The organism is Achromobacter xylosoxidans A8 (assembly GCF_000165835.1).
In the GTDB taxonomy this organism is placed as follows: Bacteria; Pseudomonadota; Gammaproteobacteria; order Burkholderiales; family Burkholderiaceae_B; genus Achromobacter; species Achromobacter xylosoxidans_B.
Genome location: NC_014640.1, coordinates 700,897 through 717,563, shown reverse-complemented (window position 1 = coordinate 717,563; position 16,667 = coordinate 700,897). Strand labels below are relative to the sequence as shown.

Genomic DNA, 16,667 nt, shown 5'->3' with positions numbered 1-16,667 from the left:
AAACTTCGCAATCATGGGTTCAAGTTAACACGCGCAAATTTGCGCTTGCCCACCTGAACGACGTAAGTCCCCGCCGGCAATTGCAACGATTTGTCTTCCACCCGGTCGCCGTTGACGCGCACGCCGCCCTGCTCCACGTTGCGCTGCGCTTCCGAACCCGAAGCCACCAGACCGGCTTCGCGCAGCAGCTTGAGGATGCCTACCGGCGCGCCGCCGATGTTGACCTCGGGCATGTCCTCGGGGATCGCGCCGTCGCGGAAACGAGCCTCGAACGAGGCCAGCGCCTCGTCGGCGGCCTTGGCGGAATGGAAGCGCGTGATGATTTCCTGGGCCAGCATGACCTTGGCGTCGCGCGGGTTGCGGCCGCCGTCGATCTCCTGCTTGAGCGCGGCAATATCTTCCAGCGTGCGGAACGACAGCAGCTCGAAGTAGCGCCACATCAGCGTGTCGGAAATCGACATGAGCTTGCCGAACATCGAATCGGGCGACTCCGAAATACCGATGTAGTTGCCCTTGGACTTGGACATCTTCTCTACGCCGTCCGTCCCCACCAGCAAGGGCATCGTCAAGATGCACTGCGGCTCCTGGCCATACTCCTTTTGCAGCTCGCGCCCGACCAGCAGGTTGAACTTCTGATCGGTGCCCCCCAGCTCCAGATCGGACTTCAGCGCCACCGAGTCATAGCCCTGCATCAGCGGATACAGGAATTCATGCACCGAGATCGGAATGCCGCCCTTGAAGCGCTTGGTGAAGTCCTCGCGCTCCATCATGCGTGCGACCGTATAACGGGACGCAAGCTGGATCATGCCGCGCGCGCCCAGCGGATCGCACCACTCGGAGTTGTAGCGGATCTCGGTACGGGCCGGGTCCAGCACCAGGCTGGCCTGGGCGTAATAGGTCTTGGCATTGGACTCGATCTGCTCACGCGTGAGCGGCGGGCGGGTGTTGTTGCGGCCGCTGGGATCGCCGATGGTGGAGGTGAAATCGCCGATCAGGAAGATGACGTTGTGCCCCATGTCCTGCAGCTGGCGCATCTTGTTCAGCACTACGGTATGGCCCAGGTGGATGTCCGGCGCGGTCGGATCCAGCCCCAATTTGATGCGCAGGGGCACGCCCGTGGCGCGGCTCCTGGCAAGCTTGCGAGCGAATTCGGACTCGACCAGCAACTCATCGCAGCCGCGCTTCGCTATACGCAGGTCTGCTTCGACTTCGGGGGTAATCGGGGCTTCTGTGGATGACATGGCAGGGGGACCAACTCGGCTTCAGCCGATAAAAAGGTGTAAAAAGTGACGAAAACTATCGAAAATTCTAGCCGAATCAGCTAGGATACCGCCCTAATCATACGCAATTGTCATATATACGCAGTTGCGGTCCGGTTTACACCCCGTCGTTCACAAGATGCGCCCCGCGCCCAGCCCTTGCCCCGAAAATGTGCGCGCGAGGGCAGTTCGTGTCACGCACCCTGCGAGCTCAAGCCACCTGAGAGGGTAACTTCACGATGAATCGTGGCCTCCACGAACTGGCGAGTAGCATCAAGCGCAAAGTTGCTGCCCTGTTTGCGCCCGTTGAGCCCAAGCCCCAGCGCTCGGGACTTTTCCGCCGCACTATTCTCGTCACCGCCATTGGTCTGTTCGCAGGCGCCGCCGCCCTCGGCATGGTGCAGCAACCCGACCGCACCGAACTCCCCCCTTCGCGCATCATCAGCAGCGTCCTGCCGTTAAGCGCCGAGCAAGTCGAAGTCAGCACGCCCAGCGCCGCGCCCTATATCAGCGAAACCCGGATCCGCGCCGGCGACACGCTGGCCGCGGTGCTGCAGCGCCTGGAACTGGACGCGCCCAGCCTGCAGACCTTCCTGACGCATGAAGCCAGCGCCCGCAGCATCTACAAGCTGTACCCGGGCCGCTCGGTACAGGCCGCGACGGACGAGGCCGGCAACCTGATCTGGCTGCGTTACATCCACACCCCCGGCAACGAGGCGGATGGCCAGGTCGTGACGCGCATGCTGCACGTCGCGCCCGCGGGCGACAGCTACAAGGCCGAGGAAATCACCGAAAGCACCGAGCGCCAGACCCGCGTCGCCGTGGGCACGATCCGCTCGTCGCTGTTCGGCGCCACCGACGCCGCCGGCATCCCGGACTCGGTCACCATGCAAATGGCCGACATCCTCAGCGCCAAGATCGACTTCCTGCGCGACCTGCGCCAGGGCGATAAATTCCGCGTGGTCTACGAAGTGCGTTCGCACGACGGCCGCTACGCCGGCGCCGGCCGCGTGCTGGCCCTGGAATTCATCAACGGCGACAAGACCTACAACGCGGTCTGGTTCAGCCCCGACGAAAAGAGCGGTTCGTACTACGACTTCGACGGCACCAGCCTGCGCGGCGCGTTCCTGCGCACCGCCCTGAAGTTCAGCCGCATCAGCTCCACCTTCGGCATGCGCATGCATCCCATCCATAAGACCTGGACGGGACACAAGGGCGTGGACTACGCGGCGCCCTCGGGCACGCCGATCCATTCCACCGCCGATGGCACTGTGGAATTCTCCGGCTGGCAGAACGGCTACGGCAACGTCGTCATCGTCAAGCACCACGGCAAATACTCGACGCTGTACGCTCACCAGAGCCGCATCGCCGAAGGCGTCACCAAGGGCTCGAAGATCTCGCAAGGCCAGCTGCTGGGCTATGTTGGCGCCACCGGCTGGGCCACCGGCCCGCACCTGCACTACGAATTCCGCGTGGACAACCAGCCCATCGATCCGCTGTCGGTGGATCTGCCGGTCGCCCGCAGCCTGGAGCCCGCCGAAGTCCGTGCCTTCAACCAGGCCGTGGCGCCGTACAAGGCGCAGATCCAGTTGCTGACCGAATTCCAGCAGACCCTGCCCGACGCGCTGACCAACGTGGCCAGCCGCTAAAGCCGGTCGAACGCTCCCGCAAAGCGGCCCCGCAGGTTCTGCTGCGCGGCCGCTTTTTCTTTGCCGAGGCTCTCGTGAATTCCTCCGCCCCCTTGCAACACCAGGACTCGCAGCTCTACATCGGACTGATGTCGGGCACCAGCGTCGACGGCGTGGACGGCGTGCTGGTGCGCCTGGACGACGGCCAGGCGCCGGCCGTGCTGGCCAGTGCCAGCCTGCCCATGCCGGCCGACCTGCGACGCGAATTGCTGGCGCTGAATCTGTCCGGCGACGACGAGCTGGCCCGCGCCGCCCTGGCCGCGAACGGGCTCGCCCGCCTGTACGCCCAGGCCGTGGCCGCCCTGCTCCGGCAAGCCGGCGTCCAGGCCGGCGAGGTGACCGCCATCGGCGCGCATGGCCAGACCGTGCGGCACCGGCCGGACCTGGGCTATACCGTGCAGCTCAACGCCCCCGCCCTGCTGGCGGAACTGACCGGCATCGACGTGGTGGCGGATTTCCGTAGCCGCGACGTGGCGGCGGGCGGCCAGGGCGCGCCGCTGGTGCCGCCCTTCCATGCCGCCATCTTCGGTGCGCCGCAAGGCCGCGCCGTACTCAATCTGGGCGGCATCGCCAACGTGACGCTGCTTACGCCCGGACAGGCGCCCCGCGGCTTCGACACCGGACCCGCCAACGTTCTGCTGGACGGTTGGTGCCAGCGCCACCTGGGCCAGCCCTATGACGCCGACGGCCGCTGGGCCGCCAGCGGTCAGGTGCTGGCCGCGCTGCTGGAACAATTAATCGCCAGCGAGCCCTGGTTCGCCCTGCCGCCGCCCAAGTCCACCGGACGCGACCTGTTCAATATGCAATGGCTGGATGAGCGCCTGGCGGCGTTCGACGGCCCCAAGCCCGCGCCGCAAGACGTGCAGGCCACCTTGCAGCGCCTGACCGCCCGCACGGTCGCCAATGCGGTCGACGCCGCCGCGGCGGGCACGCAGGAAGTGTTCGTGTGCGGAGGCGGCGCGCGCAACCCGGGCCTGATGCGCGAGCTGGCGTATTGCTTGCAGCGCCCCGTTCGCGCCACGGATGCGCTAGGCGTGCCAGCGCAGGAAGTCGAGGCCCTGGCGTTCGCCTGGCTGGCGCAGGCGTTCGTGCAGCGCAGGCCGGCGGGCCTGCCCGCCGTCACCGGCGCGCGCGGCCCCCGTATCCTGGGCGCGCTGTATCCCGCCTGAAGCCCGTGCCCCAATGCAAAAAGCCCTTCGGCGCGCCGAAGGGCTTTTTATTTCCTGCCGGGGCGATTACACCGAGAACGAGGAACCGCAGCCGCAGGTGGTGCTGGCGTTGGGATTGCGGATGACGAACTGCGCGCCTTCCAGGTCTTCCTTGTAGTCGATCTCTGCGCCGACCAGGTACTGGAAGCTCATCGGATCGACGAGCAGTTGCACGCCAGCCTTGTCCAGCACGGTGTCGTCATCGTTCACGACTTCGTCGAAGGTGAAGCCGTACTGGAAACCCGAACAGCCTCCGCCCTGCACGAAAACGCGCAGCTTCAGTTCGGGATTGCCTTCTTCGGCCAACAGATCCTTCACCTTGGCCGCAGCCGAATCGGTAAACACCAGGGGAGCAGGCGGGGCGGCCTGCAGGTCGACGGTTTCAGTCACTGCATTCATGGTTCACTCCTGGCCGGTTCGGCCATATTTCGGTGAGCGGCAACGGCGCTCGCATGGTGTCACTATAGCTCAGGGCTTGCGCAGACTCAAAGTTCGAGCTTGACGCTTCTTGACGCCCGGACGGTATCGCCCTCCAGGACGCTGACCGTCACGCTTTCGGGGACAAATCCCTCGGGCAGCGCCAGGATGCCCTGGCTGCGCTGGTATTGATCGAACTGCAGGGCCAGGGGCGAGGTCTGCACGTTGTCGCCAGGGATGGCGACCGAGCCGGACTCGGCCTTGACCTGCATGGGCGCCAGATCCACCTTCACGGTCTCGCCCTTCAGGACGCCGGTGGCCTGGAAACGCAGTGCGCCCGAAAACGGCGCACTGCCATTACGGCCGCTGCGCATCAGCAGGACCTTGTAGCGCAGGCCGCCGCCGCTGCGATCAATCTCGACGCCGCGGATGTCCACCGAGCCCTCGGGCCCTGGCGGCAGCAATTGTTCGTAGAACGCCAGTTGATCGCGCACCCTGCCGACCTCGGCCTGGACGGTCCGCAACTGCGTTTCCAGTTCCTGGCGCGCGGCGCGTTCGATGACCAGCTCGCCATCGGCGGTGTCGAGCTGACCTTGCGTATAGCGCAGCTGCGTCGACTGTTGGCGCATCGCCTCTTCCTGGACCTCGGCCTGCCGGGCGCTGATCACTACTGCGTCCTGCGGCCGGTAGAGCTTGCGGGCGTAGAAAAAGCTGGCCGAACCGCCCAGCAGCACACCGATCAGCAAGCCCGCGAATACGCGCATCAGCCCGCCCGCAGGGCTAGGTTTGGGTGTGATGGAGGAATCAGCGGGCATAAAGAGCAGCGGCTTGCGGCCCATGGCCGCAAGCCTGCAAACATCAAGGCAGGATCGCGACCTGATCCAGGCCGGTCGATTCAGGGATGCCGAACATCAGGTTCATGTTCTGGACGGCCTGACCGGCGGCGCCCTTGACCAGGTTGTCCTGGACCACCAGGACGATCAGCTGGTCGCCATTGCCGGGGCGGCTGAGCGCGATGCGCAGGTTGTTCGAGGCGCGCACCGAACGGGTTTCCGGCAGGCTGCCGGCAGGCATCACATCGACGAAGGGTTCGTCGGCGTAGCGCTGTTCGAACAGGGCCTGGAAGTCGGTATCGCGGGCCTCGGGCAGGATGCGGGCGTAGATCGTGGAGAACATGCCGCGGATCATCGGCACGAGATGAGGCACAAAGGTCAGGCCGACCTTGCCGCCGGCGATCTTTTCCAGTTGCGCGACGATTTCGGGGTGGTGGCGGTGGCCGGCCACGCCGTAGGCCTTGAAGTTGTCGGAGGCTTCGGAGAACAGCGAGCCCACTTCGGCCTTGCGGCCGGCGCCCGACACGCCCGACTTGCAGTCGGCGATCAGGGTTTGCGCGTCGACCAGCTTCTTGCCGCCTTCCAGCAGCGGCGCCAGGCCCAGCAGCACGGTGGTGGGATAGCAGCCGGGGTTACCGATGACGCGGGCCTTGGAGATGGCCTCGCGGTTCAGTTCCACCAGGCCATACTGGGACTCGGCCAGGATGTCCGGGCAGGTATGGGGAATCTTGTACCAGCGTTCGAAGGTGGGGATGTCTTGCAGGCGGAAGTCCGCGGCCAGGTCGATGACGCGGGTGCCCGCGGCGATCAGTTCCTGGGCCTGGGCCATGGCCACGCCGTGGGGCGTCGCGAAGAACACGACGTCGCAATCCGTCAGCGAGGCCTTTTCCGGCGCCGAGAACGCGAGGTTCACGCGGCCGCGCAGGTTGGGATACATGTCAGCCACCGGCAGCCCGTCTTCCTTGCGGGACGTGATGGCGGTCAACTCCACATTGGGATGCTGCGACAGCAAGCGCAGCAGCTCGACGCCGGTGTAACCGGTGCCGCCGACGATACCAACCTTGATGCGGGTGTTCGATGCTTGGGCCATGATGTGTGCTCTTCGTAGAACGAGGATCGATTGTATCGCTCGGGAAAGCGGGTGTTGCGGCTAAGAGCCCGAAATGGCACCGCAGTCCTTCTTTCCGACCGGACGGAATGCGCGGAGTTCCGCGCGCGGCGCGCAGCAACCGGGCAGCGCCGGCGCTGGAACCAAAGGTGCGAAAAAAAGCCCGCCGAAGCGGGCTTTTTGAGCAGCGTATTAACGCTTGCTGAACTGCTTGCGCCGACGTGCCTTGCGGAAGCCGACCTTCTTGCGTTCGACTTCGCGGGCATCGCGGGTGACAAAACCAGCTTGCGACAGTGCGGGCTTCAGGGTCGCGTCGTAGTCGATCAGGGCACGCGTGATGCCGTGACGGACTGCGCCGGCCTGGCCGGTTTCACCGCCGCCGTGCACGTTGACCTTGATGTCGAACGATTCCAGGTGGCCGGTCAGTTCCAGCGGCTGGCGCACGATCATGCGGCCAGTTTCGCGGGCGAAGAAATCGTCGACGGGCTTGCCGTTGACAACGATCTTACCCGTGCCCTTCTTGATGAAAACGCGAGCCACCGAGGTTTTGCGACGGCCGGTTCCGTAATTCCAGTTACCGATCATGGCGTTTCCTTAGATATCCAGCGTCTTGGGCTGCTGGGCGGTGTGCGGGTGCTCGGCACCGGCGTACACCTTCAGTTTCTTGATCATGGCGTAGCCCAGAGGACCCTTGGGCAGCATGCCCTTGACAGCCTTCTGAATGGCGCGGCCGGGAAAACGCTCTTGCATTTTCTCGAAGTTCGTTTCACGGATACCGCCCGGGTACGTCGTGTGGCGGAAGTACTTCTTGTCCTTCGCCTTGGCGCCCGTAACAACGATATCGGCAGCGTTGACGATGACGATGTAGTCACCGGTATCAACGTGCGGCGTGAATTCAGGTTTGTGCTTGCCACGCAGACGACGTGCGACTTCGCTGGCCACACGACCGAGGACTTTGCCCTTGGCGTCGATCACAAACCAGTCACGTTGGACTTCATGCGGCTTGGCCACAAAGGTCTTCATGATGGTTCCTAAGAATAAAAATTTCCCTGGCTGGACCATCCAGCCAGTTCCTTTCCCCGAACTGGGCCGAAATTGCGGAAAAACCTATTGGGTTTCCAGCAGACTTCAGCCGATATCAGCGTCCCGCCTAAGCGTTATTACCCGCCCGTGCAATAGCCAAAACGAGGGAAAGCCTGCGATTCTAACACAGCTGCTCAAAAAGTGGGCAACTGATTGGCCGCAGGAAATGAAGAGGCGGCGCCCCAAGGCGCCGCCCAGCCATGCCAATAACAGGGGACGCAACCCCGCCTGCCCGCCGGTCAGGCGCCCAGATAGGCTTCCAGCACGCGGGGATGACCCAACAGTTCGCGGCCGGTGCCGGTCAGCGCCATGGCGCCATTTTCCAGCACATAGCCGTGCTGGGCGATCTTGAGCGCCTGGCGCACGTTCTGCTCGACCAGGAACAGGGTCAGGCCGTCGGCGTTGATCGCGCGCAGCGAACGGAAGATCTCCTGCACCACGATGGGCGCCAGGCCCATCGAGGGCTCATCCAGCAGCAGCAGGCGCGGCTTGGCCATCAGGGCCCGGCCGATCGCCAGCATCTGTTGCTCGCCGCCGGACAGGTTGCCGGCGATGCCAGTGATCCGTTCCTTCAGGCGCGGGAACAGGTTGAACACGTATTCCAGGTCCGAGTCGACGTTCTTGAGGCCGCGGCGGTAGGCGCCCAGCTCCAGGTTTTCGAGCACGGTCATGGTGGTGAGGATGGCCCGCCCTTCCGGCACCTGGACGATGCCGCGCGCCACCAGTTGGTGCGGCGCCAGGTTGGTGATGTCCTCGCCTTCGAAGGTGATCTTGCCGCGCGCCTTGGGCAACAGGCCCGACAGCGCCAGCAGCGTGGTCGATTTGCCGGCGCCGTTGGCGCCGACCAGGGCGGTGATTTCCTTGGCGTTCAGGTCCAGGTCGATGCCGCGGACGGCTTCGATGTGGCCGTAATTGACCTCGAGTCCGCGGACTTCCAGCATGACGCTCATTGTGCGGCCTCCGCTTGTTCGGTGTCTTCGTCGTCTTCGCGGCCCAGATAGGCTTCGATGACCTGTTCGTTGTTGCGGATCTCGTCGGGTCCGCCGCAAGCGATGATCTTGCCGAAGTTCAGCACCGCGATGCGTTCGCACAGGCCCATGACGAAGCGCATGTCGTGCTCGATCATCAGGATGGTGTAGCCGCGGTCGCGGATGGCCAGGATCTCGCGCATGAGTTCGGCGCGTTCGCCGGTGTTCATGCCCGCGACCGGCTCGTCCAGCAGCAGCAGCTTGGGCTCTGTGGCCAGCGCGCGCGCCAGCTCCAGGCGGCGCTGCTCGCCGTAGGACAGGTTGTCGGCCAGGTCGTTGGCCTTGTGATCCAGGCGCATCCAGGTGAGCAACTCGTGCGCACGCTCGCGGGCGCGCTTTTCGTGCTCGCGGTAGCCCGGCAGGCCCAGCAGCAGGCTGGGGAAGCCATAGTTCATATGGCGATAGGCGCCGACCACCACGTTTTCCAGCAGCGTCATCTCTTTGAAGAGACGGATGTTCTGGAACGTGCGGGCGATGCCCATGCGCGTGATGCGGTGCGGCTTCTTGTCCAGGACGCTCTGGCCGTTGAACGTGATGGTGCCGCCGCTGGGCGGCAACAGGCCGGTGATGAGGTTGAACACCGTGGTCTTGCCGGCGCCGTTGGGGCCGATCAAGCCGAAGATGGCGCCTTCGGGCACGGACAGGCTGACGTCATGCAACACATGCAGGCCGCCGAAGCTCTTGGAGACGGAAGAAAGCTCAAGCATGGCGCTTGCCTCCCTGGCGTCCTTGGCGCATCCAGCGCTTGAAGCGCGCCGGATCCCAGATGCCTTGCGGCAGGAACAACACAATCACCACCAGAATCACTCCGTTCGCGACCAGGCGCAGATCGGCAAAACCGCGCAGCATTTCGGGCAGCACGGTAATGATGAAGCTGCCCAGCACGGGACCGGCCAGGCCGCCGATGCCGCCCAGGATCGCCATGGTCAGGATTTCCACGCCACGGTCGAAACCGTATTCGTTGGGACCGATGAAGAAGGTCAGGTGCGCATTCAAGGCGCCGGCCAGGCCCGCGATCATCGCGCCGGCCACGAAGGCCAGCATCTTGTTGGCGCGCACGTCGATGCCCATCAGGCCGGCCGCGGTTTCGTCGCCGCGGATGGCGTCGAACGAACGCCCGATCTTGGAGGCGCGCACGCGCCACAGCACGAACAGCACAATGACCACGGCCAACACCACGTGCCACCACTGCGTCAGCTGCGGGATGCCATTGAGGCCCAGCGCGCCGCCGGTGATGGATTCGGTGTTGAGGATGGTCACGCGGACCACTTCGCCAAAGCCCAGCGTGGCCATGGCGAGGTAGACCCCGGACAGCCGCAAGGTCGGCAAGCCGATCAGGGCGGCCACCAGCGCGGGCGCCGCCATGCCGCCGGCGAGCGCGACCGAGAACGGCGCGTCATAGTTCATGGTGAGCAGCGCGGCGGTGTACGCCCCGATGCCCATGAAGGCTGCGTTGGCCATGGCCAGCATGCCGCAAGCCAGGGTCAGCCAGATGGAGAGGGCCAGCAAGGCGTTGGTGCCCAGCGTGAGCACCAGGTTGCCGTAGATGGCCCAGAAGTTTTCGAATCCGCTCATTCTTTAAGCCTTGCGTTGAACCACTTTGCCGAACAGACCTTGCGGGCGCACCAGCAGGATCAGGAACAGCAGGCCGAAAGCCACCGCATCGCGCATGGTGGAGCCGATGTAGGCCACCGACAGCACCTCGGCGAAGCCCAGGAACAGGCCGCCCAGCATGGCGCCGCGGATGTCGCCCATGCCGCCCAGGATGATGACCGCGATGCCCTTGTGCAGCATCGGCTGGCCCATCAGGGGGAACAGCGCATTGGAGTACAGGCCGATCAGCACGCCGGCCACGCCGCCCAGGGCAGCCGCGGCAAACGAGGTGGTGACGAACAGCTTTTCGACGTTGATGCCCAGCAGCCAGGCGGCCTTGGGCGATTCGGCGATGGCGCGCAGGGCGCGACCGAATTGCGTGCGGCGCATGACGTACATCAGCACGGCCATCAGCGCGAAAGACAGGAAGATGATGCCCAGCTCGATCACGGTCAGGTGCAGACCGGCGACCTCGATCACTTCCTCGGGCACGGTGCCGTGCGGGAAGCGCAGGTTGCTGGCGCCGAAGATGCTCTGGGCGCCGTTGTTCAGGATGATGCCTACGCCAATGGTGGCGATCATGGGGATCAGGTGGGGCGCGTTGCGCTTGCGCAGCGGCTTGAGCACCAGGTAGTCGATGATGACCCCGGTGAAGCCGGCGACGAAGAACGCGGCCATCAGCCCGGCCCACAGGGGCAGGCTGAATTGCTGCACGACGAACAGTGCCGCGTAGGCGCCAACCATGAAGACGGCGCCATGCGCCAGGTTGATCACCCCGAGCACGCCGAAGATCAGCGTGAAGCCCAGCGCGAACAGTGCATACACACAGCCCAGCGACAAGGCATTGACGAATTGTTGTTCGAACATGATGGGACTTTCCAAAGCTGTGAGGGCCCCATGCAGCGCCCACTGCATGGCCTTGAGCCTCCCGGCGGGGAGGCATTTTTTCTAGGGTGACGGCCCTGCGATAAAAAGCGCCTTGCGGACAGCCGCGCCGTCCGCAAGGCGCATCCCCCCGCGCGGGGATGCGTAGCGCTTACTTCTCGATGACGTACTTGCCGTCCTTCGTCACGCTGACGATGGGGGCTTGGTCGGCGTCGTAACCGGCCGGCTTGCCGGCGCGGTCATTGGCCTGGCGGAACTTGAACGGGCCGGTAGCGCCGGTCCAGGTCACGGAGGGCAGCGCGTCGCGCAGGGCCGTGCGATCCTTGGGCAGATCGCCAGAGAGCTTGACGTTCTTCAGCGCCTGGGCGGCGATGTACATGGCGTCATACGACTGGGCCGCGAACTGGTCGGGCGCGCCGTTGAACTTGGCCTTGTAGGCGTCGATGAACTTGACGTTCTCGGCCGCCTTGTTCTCGATCGACCACGGGCTGCCGATCCACAGATTGTTCGACGCGCCACCGGGGGCCAGGTCGAAAATCTTGACCGAGTTCATGCCATTGCCGCCGATGACGGGCACATTCAGGCCCAGTTGACGGGCCTGCACCATGATCGGAGCGCCTTCGGCCAACAGTGCGGACAGCACGATGGCGTCGGGGTTGGTGCCCTTGATCTTGGTCAGCTGGGCCTTGAAGTCCACGTCGCCCTTGGCGAACGTTTCGGTCGTGGTGACCGGGATCTTCTGGTCTTCCAGGGCCTTCTTGAAGTTGTCGTAGCCGCTCTTGGTGAAGACGTCGTCGTTGCCGTAGAGCACCGCCACGTTCTTCAGGCCGGTCTTGGCCTTGACGGTGGAGATGGTGGCCGGCAGCACGTCGGCTTCGGTAACCGAGTTGCGGAACACGTAGTTGCCGATGGAGGTGATGCCGTCGGCGGTGTTGGAGGTGCCGAAGGCGACCGTCTTGGCAGCCTGGGCGATCGGGTCGGCGGCCTGGGCCGAGTTCGACAGCGTCGGGCCGAAGACCATCAGGACGTTGTCCTTGAAGATCAGTTTCTTGAAGACGTTGATCGCTTCTTCTTTCTTGCCTTGTTCGTCCTCGACCACGAGCACGATCTTGTTGCCGTTGATACCGCCGGCGGCGTTGATTTCATCAGCGGCCAGCTGGAAACCGTTGCGGATCGACACGCCGTACTGGGCGGCGCCGCCCGACAGGGCTTCGGCCACGCCGATCTTGATGTCGGCCGCATGGGCAGCCGGGACGATACCGGCAGCGATCAGCGCGGCCAGCAGCTTCTTGGTCTTGGATTGCATGGTTGTTACCACCTTAAAGTCTGTCTCGGAATATTGGTATCCGGGCTGATGTAATCCTGCCGGATTGACGTCGGATGGCGCCTAAAGGCGTCATGTTTGCGCGTCAAGACCCGGGATATTACTCCTTTGTATCAGGCGGCTACTCGAACGCCATTCAACAAAAGCCTACAAACCGCCCATTTTTTTGTAAAAAACGTGTGGTTACTAGCAAAAACCCTAACACTCGCCGAATGTTATTCGGCAGGCGTAAGTGTCCTACGTTCTGGCCGATAACGCTACGCCCAAGTACTGGTCGTAGGCGCTTTCGGTCAGGCGGAACCATGGCATTTCGCTGTCGCGAAAACCCATGTAACTATCGTGCATCGCCTTGAATCTGGGGTCTTTAGCGCCCAAGTCCTTATAGACCTGCTGCGTGGCCTCGAACGCCAGGTCCATGATGGACCTCGGGAATGTCCGGATTTGGGCGCCGTTTGCGGTCAATTGGGCCAGCGCGGCCGCGTTGCGGGCGTCATAGCGGGCGATGGTGGCGGCGTGTGCGGCCTGGGCAGCGGCGTCGACCACGGCCTGGTAGTTCTTGGGGAGCGCGTTCCAGGCCTCGTCATTGATATAGAGCGACAGCTGCTCGCCGGGCGCCCACCAGCCGGGTGCGTAGTAATACTTAGCAACCTTATTCAGCCCGAGCTTGTCGTCATCGTAGGGACCCGCGCCCGCCACCGCCTGCAGACCGTCTTTCTCGAAGGCTTCGGCCAGCTTGGCGGGATCGGCCTGCTGCGGCGCCACGCCCAGCTTGGCCAGCACGTCGCCGGCCAGGCCGCCGACGCGCATTTTCAGGTCTTTCAGGTCGCCCGCACGCTTGATTTCCTTGGTGTACCAACCACCCATCTGGGCGCCGGTATTGCCCAGCGGAAAGTTGATGATTTTTTCGGGCTTGAAGAGTTCGCGGGTCAGCCGCAGGCCACCGCCCTCGTTCATCCAGGCATTCATCTGCCTGGCGTTCAGCCCGAAGGGCACGGCGGCGTCGAAGCAGAAGACGGGGTTCTTGGCGTAGTAGGCGCGGGACGACGCGTGACCGCACTCCACCTTCTTGGTGGATACCGCTTCCATCAGGTCCGCGGCGGGCACGATCTCGCCTTCGGGAAAGTGGCGGATGTTGAATTTGCCGCCAGTGGCTTCCGAGACGAACTTGCAGAAGCTTTCGCCGGCGCCGATGCGCAGATCCAGGATGCTGGGGAAGCCGGACGACAGGCGCCAGCTCAATGACGGCATGTCCTGCGCGAACGCGGGCGCGCTGACGGCGGCTCCGGTAGCGACGGCGCCGAGACCGGCGTGCTTCAAGAACGAACGTCGTTGCATCTCTTTGCTCCTTTACAGCAACACCTGGGACATCAAGCGATACCCGGCGGATATTACACGCTGATATCGGCCTGCCTGGCCACACTATCAGGTAAGGGATTGCAAAGACCGGAACGACTGCGGGGATCTCAAGGCAGCCGCGGCGCATGGCGCCGCGGCTGCATCCGAGAGATCAGGTTCCGGCAATGGCCATCTGTTCGATCAGGATCGAACCGGTGGTCTTGGTGCCGCGCGAAATCGTGTCGGCGCCGATTGCCACGATCTGCTTGAACATGTCGGCCAGATTGCCGGCAATGGTGATTTCCTGCACCGCGTGCTGGATCTGGCCGTTTTCCACCCAGTAGCCGAACGCGCCGCGCGAGTAGTCACCGGTGACGTAGTTGACGCCCTGCCCGATCAGTTCGGTGACGAGAAAGCCCGTGCCCATCTTCTTGAGCATGGCTTCGAAGTCGTCGCCGCGGCGGGTGCGGGTGGAGCTGAACACCAGGTTGTGCGAGCCGCCGGCATTGCCGGTGGTGACCATGCCCAGTTTGCGGGCGGTGTAGGAAGACAGGAAGTAGCCTTCCAGCACCCCGGCCGACACCACGTTGCGGCGACGCGTGCGCACGCCTTCGTCGTCGAAGGGCGAGCTGCCCATGGCGCCGCGGATGTGCGGGTCTTCGGTGAGGTTGATGTGGTCAGGGAAGATGGGCTTGCCCAACGCGTCCAGCAGGAAGCTGGCCTTGCGATACAGCGCGCCGCCGTTGGCGGCCTGGGTCAGCGCGCCCACCAGCCCCAGCGCCAACGGCGCTTCGAACAGGACCGGGAACTTGCCGGTGCGGATGCGGCGGGCCGACAGGCGCGACAGCGTGCGCTCGGCGGCGTAGCGGCCGATGGCTTCGGGCGATGCCAGCTTGGCCGGATCGCGCTCGGAGCTGTACCAGTAGTCGCGCTGCATGCCGTTGCCACGGCCGGCGATGGGCGCGACCGACAGGCTGTGGCGGGAGTACGGATAGCCGCCCAGGAAACCGCGCGTGTTGCCCATCACGAATTGGCCTTCGTAGGTGCCCACGGTGGCGCCATCGGTATTGGTGATGCGCGCATCGACCTCGCGGGCGGCGCGCTCGGCGCGCAGCGCCAGCTCGGCGGCCTCTTCGGTGGACACGCTCCAGGCACGGTGCAGGTCCAGGTCGGGGAATTCGGTGGCCAGCTGGTCGGCGTCGGGCAGGCCGGCGGCCGGATCGGCGGCGGTGTGGCGCGCGATATGCCAGGCGGCTTCGACTGTCTGGCGCAGCGCGGCTTCGGAAAAGTCGGAGGTGGAGGCGGAACCGCGGCTCTGGCCGGCGTAGACCGTCAGGTCCAGGGAGCGGTCGCGGGTCTGTTCGACGGTTTCGATGTCGTTCTTGCGTACGGACACCGACAGGCCCAGGCTTTCCGAGACTTCCGCCGCGGCGTCGGAGGCGCCGATCTGGCGCGCATAGGCGAGGGTTTGTTCGACGAGTTCGGAAAAACGCGCGTGATTCGCCGCCAGCGGCAAGGATGAGGAGGTTTTAACCATTGCAGTCCAATTTGCAGAGACGGTTATCATAGCCAAGTCTGTCATTGCGCAGTTTTCCATGAATTCCCATACTGAAGAAGAATCCGTCGACGACGGTTACGACGAGAACGGCTACGACCGTCCCAGCAAGTCCCAGGTCAAGCGCGAAATGCACGCCCTGCTGGACCTGGGCAAGCAGCTGATCGAACTGTCCCCTGAACGCCTCAAGCAATTACCCCTGGCGGAACGCCTCTATGAGGCCATCCGTACGGCGCAGCGCACCACCGGGCGCGAGGGCAAGCGGCGCCAGGTTCACTTCGTGGGCAAGCTGATGCGCGACGCGCCGGCCGACGAGATCCGCACCCAGCTCGACATCTGGGAAAACGGCTCGCGCGAGGAAACCGCCGCCATGCACCGGCTGGAAACGCTGCGCGACCGCCTGCTGGACGACGACGAGGCCTTGACCAAGTTGCTCAACAGCAATCCGCAAGCCGACGTCCAGCAACTGCGCGCACTGATCCGCGCCGCCCGCAAGGAAAAGCAGGCCAACGCCGCCCTGCTGCAAGGCCAGGAGCCGCAAAAAAAGCACTACCGCGCGCTGTTCCAGGCCCTGAAGACCCTCACCCTTTGATTTTCACCGTCCGCCGTCCATGAACGCTCCGACCGACCTACTCGATTGCATCGAAATCGAAACCGCCCCCAATCCCACGCATGCCGTGATCTGGCTGCACGGCCTGGGCGCCGACGGCAACGACTTCGCGCCCATCGTGCCGGAGCTGGACCTGCCGGCCGGCGCTTCGGTGCGCTTCGTGTTCCCGAACGCGCCGGTGCAGCGCGTGACGATCAATAACGGCATGGCGATGCGCTCCTGGTACGACATCCTGGTCATGGACCTGGTGCGCGTCGAGGACGCCCACGGCATCCGCGCCTCGGAAGCCGCCATCCACAAGCTGATCGCGCGCGAGAACGCCCGCGGCATTCCTACTTCCAGGATCGTGCTGGCGGGCTTTTCGCAGGGCTGCGCCATGACCCTGCATACCGGCATCCGCCTGCCGGAAAAGCTGGCGGGCATGATGGGTTTGTCGGGCTACCTGCCGCTACTGGATACGGCCGAGGCCGAGCGCCACGGCGCCAACCAGGACACGCCCATCTTCCTGGCCCACGGCCAGTACGATCCGGTGGTGTCGCTGCCGCGCGCCCAGGCCTCGCTGGCCGAACTGCAGCGGCTGGGCTACGACGTGCAATGGCACACCTACCCGATGCCGCACTCGGTTTGCGCCGAGGAAGTGGCCGACGTCTCCAAGTTCTTGAACCAAGTCCTGGTCTGAAAACCACGCAGGGCCGCGCGCGGCGGCCCTGATCCCGGCGGATGGGCGCTGCGCGCCCTGCC

The 16,667-nt window shown here is 64.4% G+C and carries 17 protein-coding genes; 4 read left to right on the top strand and 13 right to left on the bottom strand.

Translation table 11 applies throughout. The annotated features are described in order from the left end of the window. Positions 1-11: 11 nt before the first annotated feature. On the bottom strand, positions 12-1,241 hold the full coding sequence (gene tyrS / locus AXYL_RS03330) for a tyrosine--tRNA ligase (protein ID WP_013391418.1): 1,230 nt from the start codon (positions 1,239-1,241) through the stop codon (positions 12-14). A 257-nt stretch (positions 1,242-1,498) separates the two neighbouring features. Between tyrS and AXYL_RS03325 the strand changes: the two genes are divergently transcribed. Together AXYL_RS03325 and AXYL_RS03320 are read left to right on the top strand one after the other, a co-directional pair. After that, complete coding sequence (locus tag AXYL_RS03325) at positions 1,499-2,908, top strand: M23 family metallopeptidase (protein WP_013391417.1); 1,410 nt, start codon at positions 1,499-1,501, stop codon at positions 2,906-2,908. A 128-nt stretch (positions 2,909-3,036) separates the two neighbouring features. Beyond that, on the top strand, positions 3,037-4,116 hold the full coding sequence (locus AXYL_RS03320) for an anhydro-N-acetylmuramic acid kinase (protein ID WP_237710013.1): 1,080 nt from the start codon (positions 3,037-3,039) through the stop codon (positions 4,114-4,116). A gap of 66 nt (positions 4,117-4,182) precedes the next feature. Here the strand turns inward: AXYL_RS03320 and erpA are convergent, their stop codons facing one another. The 12 genes from erpA to pmbA all read right to left on the bottom strand — a co-directional run bounded on the left by erpA (position 4,183) and on the right by pmbA (position 15,298). Next, the gene (erpA, locus tag AXYL_RS03315) at positions 4,183-4,554 is read right to left on the bottom strand and encodes an iron-sulfur cluster insertion protein ErpA (protein WP_013391415.1); all 372 of its coding nucleotides are present in this window, start codon (positions 4,552-4,554) and stop codon (positions 4,183-4,185) included. Positions 4,555-4,640: 86 nt separating this feature from the next. Then, positions 4,641-5,387: a DUF6776 family protein gene (locus AXYL_RS03310; protein ID WP_041654831.1), complete on the bottom strand. Its 747-nt coding sequence runs from the start codon at positions 5,385-5,387 to the stop codon at positions 4,641-4,643. 43 nt (positions 5,388-5,430) lie between these two features. After that, positions 5,431-6,495 (bottom strand): N-acetyl-gamma-glutamyl-phosphate reductase, encoded by a 1,065-nt coding sequence (gene argC / locus AXYL_RS03305; RefSeq protein ID WP_013391413.1) that lies wholly within the window; start codon positions 6,493-6,495, stop codon positions 5,431-5,433. 210 nt (positions 6,496-6,705) lie between these two features. Next, positions 6,706-7,098 (bottom strand): 30S ribosomal protein S9, encoded by a 393-nt coding sequence (gene rpsI, locus AXYL_RS03300; RefSeq protein ID WP_006217310.1) that lies wholly within the window; start codon positions 7,096-7,098, stop codon positions 6,706-6,708. Between the two features lie 9 nt (positions 7,099-7,107). Next, positions 7,108-7,536: a 50S ribosomal protein L13 gene (gene rplM, locus AXYL_RS03295; RefSeq protein WP_013391412.1), complete on the bottom strand. Its 429-nt coding sequence runs from the start codon at positions 7,534-7,536 to the stop codon at positions 7,108-7,110. A 299-nt stretch (positions 7,537-7,835) separates the two neighbouring features. Then, entirely contained in the window at positions 7,836-8,546 is a 711-nt protein-coding gene (locus AXYL_RS03290; RefSeq protein ID WP_013391411.1) for an ABC transporter ATP-binding protein, read from the bottom strand. Continuing rightward, the gene (locus tag AXYL_RS03285; RefSeq protein WP_013391410.1) at positions 8,543-9,331 is read right to left on the bottom strand and encodes an ABC transporter ATP-binding protein; all 789 of its coding nucleotides are present in this window, start codon (positions 9,329-9,331) and stop codon (positions 8,543-8,545) included. Before AXYL_RS03285 ends, AXYL_RS03290 begins: the two co-directional genes overlap by 4 nt. Continuing rightward, the gene (locus tag AXYL_RS03280; RefSeq protein WP_013391409.1) at positions 9,324-10,199 is read right to left on the bottom strand and encodes a branched-chain amino acid ABC transporter permease; all 876 of its coding nucleotides are present in this window, start codon (positions 10,197-10,199) and stop codon (positions 9,324-9,326) included. Before AXYL_RS03280 ends, AXYL_RS03285 begins: the two co-directional genes overlap by 8 nt. Before the next feature lie 3 nt (positions 10,200-10,202). Beyond that, on the bottom strand, positions 10,203-11,084 hold the full coding sequence (locus AXYL_RS03275; protein WP_041652165.1) for a branched-chain amino acid ABC transporter permease: 882 nt from the start codon (positions 11,082-11,084) through the stop codon (positions 10,203-10,205). Between the two features lie 169 nt (positions 11,085-11,253). Beyond that, positions 11,254-12,408 (bottom strand): ABC transporter substrate-binding protein, encoded by a 1,155-nt coding sequence (locus AXYL_RS03270; protein WP_013391407.1) that lies wholly within the window; start codon positions 12,406-12,408, stop codon positions 11,254-11,256. 255 nt (positions 12,409-12,663) lie between these two features. Then, on the bottom strand, positions 12,664-13,761 hold the full coding sequence (locus AXYL_RS03265) for a TRAP transporter substrate-binding protein (protein WP_013391406.1): 1,098 nt from the start codon (positions 13,759-13,761) through the stop codon (positions 12,664-12,666). 172 nt (positions 13,762-13,933) lie between these two features. Next, a complete protein-coding gene (gene pmbA, locus AXYL_RS03260) occupies positions 13,934-15,298 on the bottom strand; it encodes a metalloprotease PmbA (protein WP_013391405.1) in 1,365 nt (454 codons plus the stop codon). Positions 15,299-15,356: 58 nt separating this feature from the next. On the opposite strand from pmbA, the gene yjgA reads away from it, so the two are divergent. Both yjgA and AXYL_RS03250 read left to right on the top strand, forming a co-directional pair. After that, the gene (gene yjgA / locus AXYL_RS03255) at positions 15,357-15,908 is read left to right on the top strand and encodes a ribosome biogenesis factor YjgA (protein WP_013391404.1); all 552 of its coding nucleotides are present in this window, start codon (positions 15,357-15,359) and stop codon (positions 15,906-15,908) included. 19 nt (positions 15,909-15,927) lie between these two features. Beyond that, positions 15,928-16,605, top strand: coding sequence for an alpha/beta hydrolase (locus AXYL_RS03250; RefSeq protein ID WP_013391403.1), 678 nt, complete (start codon positions 15,928-15,930; stop codon positions 16,603-16,605). The last annotated feature ends 62 nt before the right edge of the window (positions 16,606-16,667 follow it).